This window comes from Alkanindiges hydrocarboniclasticus, from assembly GCF_001982605.1.
GTDB classification, from domain to species: Bacteria; Pseudomonadota; Gammaproteobacteria; order Pseudomonadales; family Moraxellaceae; genus Alkanindiges; species Alkanindiges hydrocarboniclasticus.
The window spans coordinates 24829-31072 of record NZ_MLCN01000024.1 but is presented as its reverse complement, the minus strand read 5'-3'; the positions used below and the strand labels follow the sequence as shown (position 1 = coordinate 31072).

Genomic DNA, 6244 nt, shown 5'->3' with positions numbered 1-6244 from the left:
ACTTTTTTACCTTCTCAACATATTCATTTAATGTTCAAAGGCATTACAAAAGAAGTGGTAGAAAATTTTGAATCGTATAAAAATGAAATTTTAAAGCTATTGTCTATAGTGATAAAATTTCTTGAAATAAATATTCAAGATAAAGCTGATGGAATTTCAGTATATGGAGTTTAAGGATAAGCCAATGGAAGCATTCTTATACCAAGGAATTATTAAAGTAAATGAATTAAACTTAACGCAAATGCTTGGCTCTACAGATGAGAAAGAGGTTACAAATACTTTATTAGCATTGGTTTTATATGGTGAAAACGATTGGCAGTATGATTTGTATGAATTTTCTTGAAAATAAAGCCTTAGCGATAGTGTCAATAACAGTAATATGTTTAGGGCGCATTGCAAGAATTCATAAGTGCTTGGATAAAAGAAAAGTAATTGATGCATCAAAAAGTAAAGCATTGAATTTCCAAAAATAGCAGGAACAGTTGAGGATGCTTTGAAGATATTAATTTATATTTAAAATAATTTTTACATTAGAAGAAATAATTTTTTTATGAGAAGGGAATCAATGAGCTTAAATTATTTTGAAAAAAATCTATTAGTTGATTTAGAAAATAAAATTTCTTCTTCTGAACTACATATATTAGGCAGCAGCGAACCTTATTTTTTAAAATTAGAACAACATTATCCAGTAAAGCATAATCGGATTGATTGGGATAGATTGCAGGTGGTTGAGAAGAATTATGAAGGAAATAGCAATAAGCAACTAAAGGGTTTTATAGAATTTTTTACATTAATAACTGAGAAATATTATTTAAGTGAAGATTTAATATGGATAGGGGATAGCGCTATTAATTTTGCAATAACTGGTAGCGTAGAAGTAATAATGAGCTGTTTAAATTATATTTTAGATATACCCCAACATCATTATTTTCTAAGCACAGATTATAAATGGTGCTTTTGCTTTACCTTTGAAGGTGAGATGTTTTTTGGAACTCAGCCTGATTAATTTGAAAATTCTAATGAAGTCTTTTTTAGACTTTTTAAATATCGTACGCCCTGCGGGACTCGAACCCACGTCGGTCGCTTAGGAGGCAACTGCTCTATCCAGTTAAGCTAAGGGCGTATTAATTAACATTAGTGACTTGCAAATGCTAAGGGCGGAATTAAACCATAAAACTCAGCGTTTTTCAGCCATCTTGCCGTATTTAAGGCAAATTTTAGTGTGGCGGTTGGTCATTCTGCTCTGAATGCTGATTCAAATTTTGATTTAAGCCAAGCGTTTTAAACAGTACATACATCAGGCCAATCCATACCGGAATCATAATCACCGATTCCTGAAAACCCTTTTGCCACATGATATACAGCACCAGCAGCACAAACCCCAGACACAACCAGTTGCTTAGCGGGGCAAACAGTGCTGGATAGCTAGTGCTAATACTGTTGCGTTGCATAAATTTCCTGAAGTTCAGGTGCGTCAGGCTAATCATGGCCCAGTTTAGCACCAGCGCACCAATCACAATATACATCAGGTGGCTTAAGGCTTTTTCCGGCACAAAGTAATTTAACAGCACACAACCAAAAATCAGTCCGGCAGAGAGCAAAGTTGCCATAACTGGCACACCCTGACGGTTTACTTTTAAGAACATTTTGGGTGCGTTGCCCTGTTTGGCCAAACCATACAACATGCGGCTATTGGCGTACATACCGCTGTTATACACCGATAACGCGGCTGTTAAAATAATAAAATTCAGCAGGTTGGCGGCCCAGCCAATGCCAAGCTGGCTAAAAATCATCACAAACGGGCTTTTGTCCAGACTGCCAATTTCCAACTGGTTCCACGGCACTAACGACAGCAGTACCGTGAGCGAGCCAATATAGAAAATCAGCACCCGGTACACTACCTGATTGATGGCCTTGGGAATGGTTTTTTGCGGGTCATCGGCTTCGGCAGCAGCCATGCCAATCAGTTCAATGCCGCCAAAGGCAAACATGATAAACGCCAGCATATAAAACAGGCCATCAAAGCCATTGGGGAAAAACCCGCCATGGCTCCACAGGTTGCTAAAATGCGAAATTGAATCAGTAGGCGCGGTGAGCAGCAGATAGCAGCCAAACACAATCATGGAAATAACCGCAGCGACTTTAATGATGGCCAGCCAGAATTCGGACTCTCCATAAAATTTTACATTGGTTAAATTAATGCCAGTAATAATCAGGTAAAAAAACAGGATCGACAACCACGATGGAATTTGTGGCCACCAGTAATTAATGTATTTTCCTACGGCGGTCAGCTCGGCCATGGCCACCAGAATATACAGCATCCAGTAGTTCCAGCCAGCCAGAAAACCCGGAAACTTGCCCCAGTACTGATAGGCAAAATGGCTAAACGACCCGGCCACGGGTTCATGGACAATCATCTCACCCAGCTGGCGCATGATCAAAAAAGCAATCAGGCCGCCAATCGCATAACCCAGAATCACTGACGGCCCAGCAGAGGCAATGACATCGGCTGAACCCAGAAACAGGCCAGTACCAATTGCGCCGCCCATGGCAATCAGTTGAATGTGACGATTTTTTAAACCACGCTTAAGCTGTGGTGCAGGGGAGTTACTCACATGAATTCCTGAGAATGTACAAAAAGGACAGGTCATTAAGCTGTTATGATAAACAGATTGAAGGCAGTTAAACAGTACACTTTTGCAAGGTGGCTATACTGTGGCGCTTCCCAATCGTGACGCTACAGTTTTGACATGAAGTATTGTCAAAAATAAAAAACACTCTACAATCAGACCCAGTCAATACACCTGTAACAGACCCGACTGTCGGGCATTAACATAACAGCGAGATAATGATGACCACCAGTGCAAAAAATACATCAATGAATACCACCACGATTGCAAGCACTTATAGCTTGCAGGGCTTTGAATTTAAGAACCGTATTATCAAGGGTGCCATGAGCGAGGGCCTTGCCAATAAAGCTGGTGAAGTAAACGACAAGCATTTGAAGCTGTATGAAACCTGGGCACAGGGTGGGCTGGGTTGTTCCATTACCGGCAATGTGATGGTGGATATCAATGCCAAGAATGAACCCGGTGTCGTGGCTATTGAAGATGAGCATGATCTGGCTGGCCTGACCCAGTGGGCCAATATTGGTAAACAGTACAACATGATCCAGCTTGTGCAACTGTCGCACCCGGGTCGCCAGTGCCCGAAAGGCCTGAACAAGGAAACCGTTGCACCATCGGCCATTCCTTTTAGCCCGGCATTGTCTACTTTTTTTGGTACACCGCGTGCGCTCACCGAAGCCGAAATTCTGGACATTATCAAGCGCTTTGGCAATGCCGCCCGCATTTGCAAAAAGGCTGGCTTTGAAGGAGTGCAACTGCATGGCGCGCATGGTTATTTGATTAGCCAGTTTTTGTCACCGCTTACTAACCAGCGCACAGACCAATGGGGCGGCAGTATTGAAAACCGCATGCGCTTTTTGCTGGAAGTTTATAAAGAAGTACGTCAGCAAACCGGCGACAATTTTATTGTTAGTGTGAAACTTAATTCAGCAGATTTCCAGCGCGGTGGTTTTACCGAAGAAGATGCGATGGCAGTGTTCCGGGCCATTGATGCAGAAGGTATCGATTTTATTGAAATTTCTGGCGGTACTTACGAGGCGCCTGCCATGGCCGGTGCTAAGCGCAAAAAACAAGGTGAGCAAGTTAAGCAAAGCACATTAGAACGTGAAGCCTATTTCCTTGAGTTTGCTGAAAAAATCCGTCAGGAGGTAAAAACAGCCCTGATGGTAACCGGTGGCTTTAGAACCCGTCAGGGTATGGATAGTGCCCTGCAAAGTGGTGCCTGTGACTTTATTGGTATGGCCCGTCCGCTGGCAGTAGAAACCGATGCACCGGATCATCTGCTGTCCGGTAACCCCAGCGTGCGTTATGCGGTTAAACCAATTAAAACCGGTCTGCCGATGCTGGACAAAATGGCAGTAATGGAAGTGATCTGGTATGCCGCGCAGTTCAAGGCCATTGGTCAGGGCAAAAAACCCAAGCCAAATCTGAGCCCGCTCTTGGTACTGGCCAATTATGCGCGTGGTAATATCAAGGCAGTGCTGCAACGCCGTACCCGTTTACGTGCCTGATAATTTGGTTTAACCAAAACTGTATGTAATCTTGAGTCAATAAAACGGTGCTTTTAAAGTACCGTTTTTATTTTTGGAACTGCATTTTGCAATAGGCTTTGGCTATTCTGCGTGCAGTCTTGTTATGCGGGCTTCCTATTGAGTCACTGGCAATCATCATGCTGATGTCAGTGCATTTCCATATTGCAGAGCTGGTAACCGGCATAATTGGCGTGGCATTTATTGGCTGGTTATTGTTGGCTTCCGTTGTTTATGAGTGCCATGCCAACCCTGATTCAGCAAATTAATTCATCATTTTAAAGACTGGCTTAAGCTAACGGGCTGCTCTGTGTTGCTCGCCTTAAGCAACTATGCCAAAATGCATTTACAGATTATTGCGGCATAGTGTGAACCAATGCACTTGCTGCACAAGGGGAGTAGCCTCACCGACGCCATCTATCGTCAGTACACTTTATGAGCCTGTAACATAGCCATAAAGTCGGTAGATGGGTATTGTAGACAAAGCAAAATGCTTTGGTTTGACAGTATAGGCAAGACCTTGACTCATGTTGTTTGACTTAATTGATCAGACGGCAGGTCAGGGTTTTTTATTTCCTGAATATAGGGCCTGCTGTCTAAACTGGAGAATTATTGTGGAATCCATTGGTAATCCCTGGCTCTATGCCATTTTCTTTGCAATCGTGGCGGTTATGCTACTGATTGACTTTCTGGGCTTTAAGCAAAAAGACAATGAACCGGTGCCTATCCGGCAAGCGGCGCTGTGGAGTGCCGCGTGGGTGGGCGTGTCTGGCCTGTTTGCAGGTGGATTGTGGTGGTATTTGAATGGTGAAGCGGGTGCTGCCATTGCAAACCAGAAAACTCTTGAATTCGTAACTGGTTACTTGCTGGAAAAATCGCTGGCTATTGATAATGTATTTGTCTGGCTTATGATTTTTGCAGCCTTTGCAGTACCACCCGCATTGCAGCGTCGCGTGCTGCTGTATGGCGTACTGGGTGCCATTATTTTACGCACGATTTTCATTTTTGCCGGTGCCTGGCTGATTCAGGAGTTTTCGTGGATTTTGTATTTATTCGGTGCGTTTCTGGTCTATACCGGCATTAAGTTTTTGAAAGGCGGCCATAATGACGACGCTGATATTGAAAACATGAAGCTGCTTAAGTGGCTACGTGGTCACATGCGCATTACCCAAACCCTGCGCGAAGGCAAGTTTTTTGTACGGGAAAATGGCTTGCTGTGGGCAACTCCGTTGTTTGTCGTACTGATTCTGGTTGAGTTCTCGGATGTTATTTTTGCAGTGGATTCCATTCCGGCCATTTTTGCAGTGACGACTGATCCATTTATTGTACTGACGGCTAACCTGCTGGCCATTTTAGGCTTGCGTGCCATGTTTTTCCTGCTGGCAGGTGCGGCAGCCAAGATGCATTATTTACCGTATGGCCTTGGCGTGATCATGACGTTTATCGGTATTAAAATGCTGTTGCTGGATGTATACCACGTGCCTATTGCGGCATCGCTAGGGTTTATTGGTGTGGTGCTGGCCATTACCGCATGGCTGTCATGGCAATATGCCAAAAATAACCCTGAGGCGCAGGTTTAACACAACGTTAGAATTGCACAATAAAAATTAGGATAATGAACCGGGCTTTGCCACAGGCAGTACACAGCCTACCGAGCAGGCCCGGTAATTTAAACTGCTAGTGGCGCAACTGCTGTATACAGCAGTCATAACACAGCACACTGTTTTGGCTAAGCGCATTGTTGGATTGAGGCCATACGGCATATTCCAATTGTGTTAGATACCCTCAAATAGCCCATATGCGGAAGGTAATAACAACAGGAACAAAAGGTGCAACTCAAACTGCTAAAAAGCAAAAAGCCCAATCATGATTGACTGGGCTTTTTGCTGATTTGCCATCCTGACAGACAGCGAAATCGAATATGGCGTCCCTACGGGGATTCGAACCCCGGTTACCGCCGTGAAAGGGCGATGTCCTAGGCCTCTAGACGATAGGGACGAGGCCGACCTGAAATTAAATGTTTATTTAACATTTATTCAAATAGCATGGCTATTTGTGTTGCGACGCTGAAATGTTTCACATTTCTTA

At 43.5% G+C, this 6244-nt stretch carries 6 protein-coding genes and 2 tRNA genes; 5 read left to right on the top strand and 3 right to left on the bottom strand.

Annotation, left to right across the window (positions count from 1 at the left end; all coding sequences use genetic code 11):
- Positions 1 to 184 precede the first annotated feature (184 nt).
- The gene (locus tag BKE30_RS10015; protein WP_227518388.1) at positions 185 to 343 is read left to right on the top strand and encodes a hypothetical protein; all 159 of its coding nucleotides are present in this window, start codon (positions 185 to 187) and stop codon (positions 341 to 343) included.
- A 222-nt stretch (positions 344 to 565) separates the two neighbouring features.
- Positions 566 to 1006 (top strand): hypothetical protein, encoded by a 441-nt coding sequence (locus BKE30_RS10010; RefSeq protein ID WP_076878462.1) that lies wholly within the window; start codon positions 566 to 568, stop codon positions 1004 to 1006.
- 44 nt (positions 1007 to 1050) lie between these two features.
- Here BKE30_RS10010 and BKE30_RS10005 read toward each other — a convergent pair.
- Positions 1051 to 1123 (bottom strand) — tRNA-Arg (locus BKE30_RS10005).
- A 94-nt stretch (positions 1124 to 1217) separates the two neighbouring features.
- Positions 1218 to 2615: an amino acid permease gene (locus tag BKE30_RS10000; RefSeq protein ID WP_227518387.1), complete on the bottom strand. Its 1398-nt coding sequence runs from the start codon at positions 2613 to 2615 to the stop codon at positions 1218 to 1220.
- A gap of 263 nt (positions 2616 to 2878) precedes the next feature.
- On the opposite strand from BKE30_RS10000, the gene BKE30_RS09995 reads away from it, so the two are divergent.
- The 3 genes from BKE30_RS09995 (at position 2879) to BKE30_RS09985 (ending at position 5736) form a co-directional block, all read left to right on the top strand.
- On the top strand, positions 2879 to 4138 hold the full coding sequence (locus tag BKE30_RS09995; protein ID WP_076878465.1) for an NADH:flavin oxidoreductase/NADH oxidase family protein: 1260 nt from the start codon (positions 2879 to 2881) through the stop codon (positions 4136 to 4138).
- Between the two features lie 98 nt (positions 4139 to 4236).
- Positions 4237 to 4425, top strand: coding sequence for a DUF475 domain-containing protein (locus tag BKE30_RS09990; protein WP_319822928.1), 189 nt, complete (start codon positions 4237 to 4239; stop codon positions 4423 to 4425).
- A gap of 345 nt (positions 4426 to 4770) precedes the next feature.
- Complete coding sequence (locus BKE30_RS09985) at positions 4771 to 5736, top strand: TerC family protein (RefSeq protein WP_076878464.1); 966 nt, start codon at positions 4771 to 4773, stop codon at positions 5734 to 5736.
- A 342-nt stretch (positions 5737 to 6078) separates the two neighbouring features.
- Here the strand turns inward: BKE30_RS09985 and BKE30_RS09980 are convergent.
- Positions 6079 to 6154 (bottom strand) — tRNA-Glu (locus BKE30_RS09980).
- Between the last annotated feature and the right edge of the window lie 90 nt (positions 6155 to 6244).

Excerpts from the sequence above, each read along its gene's own strand:
- BKE30_RS10015 (WP_227518388.1), top strand. The coding sequence starts at position 185 with ATGGAAGCATTCTTATACCAAGGAATTATTAAAGTAAATGAATTAAAC.
- BKE30_RS10010 (WP_076878462.1), top strand. The coding sequence starts at position 566 with ATGAGCTTAAATTATTTTGAAAAAAATCTATTAGTTGATTTAGAAAAT.
- BKE30_RS09995 (WP_076878465.1), top strand. The coding sequence starts at position 2,879 with ATGAATACCACCACGATTGCAAGCACTTATAGCTTGCAGGGCTTTGAA.